This is a genomic window from Thermococcus sp. Bubb.Bath (assembly GCF_012027595.1).
Classification (GTDB): domain Archaea; phylum Methanobacteriota_B; class Thermococci; order Thermococcales; family Thermococcaceae; genus Thermococcus.
Window position 1 is genome coordinate 1 of record NZ_SNUR01000029.1, and the last position, 461, is coordinate 461.

The 461-nt window shown below is 48.4% G+C and carries 1 protein-coding gene; it reads right to left on the reverse strand.

From position 1 onward, the window contains the following. On the reverse strand, window positions 1-461 hold a 461-nt coding region (locus tag E3E29_RS11365; protein WP_240922872.1), incomplete at both ends, for a methyl-accepting chemotaxis protein.

Genomic DNA, 461 nt, shown 5'->3' on the forward strand with positions numbered 1-461 from the left:
CTGCGTTTAAGGCGAGTAAGTTCGTCTGCTCCGCAATGTTGGTAATCACGTTCGTAATCTCCTCAATACTCCTGCTCATCTCAGAGACCTTCCTGACCGACTCCTCGATTTCGTTCATGGTTTGCTGGATGCTTTCGATTTGTTTGGCTGAGATTTCGCCTTTTTGTCTGCCTTCGCTGGCTATTGTGACGACTTCGTTTACTGCCGCCTCGAATTCGTCCATGGCTCTGACGCTTTCTGCGCTTGTTTCTGAGACGAAGCGCATTCCTTCGGTTATTTCGTTGATGTTTTCTTGCTGGCGTTGGGCTTCGATGCTTACTTGTTGTACTGCTTCGTTTACTTGGTTGATGGCTTCGGTGACGTCGGTTGTGATTTGGGTGAGGATGTTGGCTCTCTTGTCGAGTTCGTTGGTGACGTTGACTATTTCGCTGATTAGGCCTTTGAGTTTGTGGGTTGTGTCT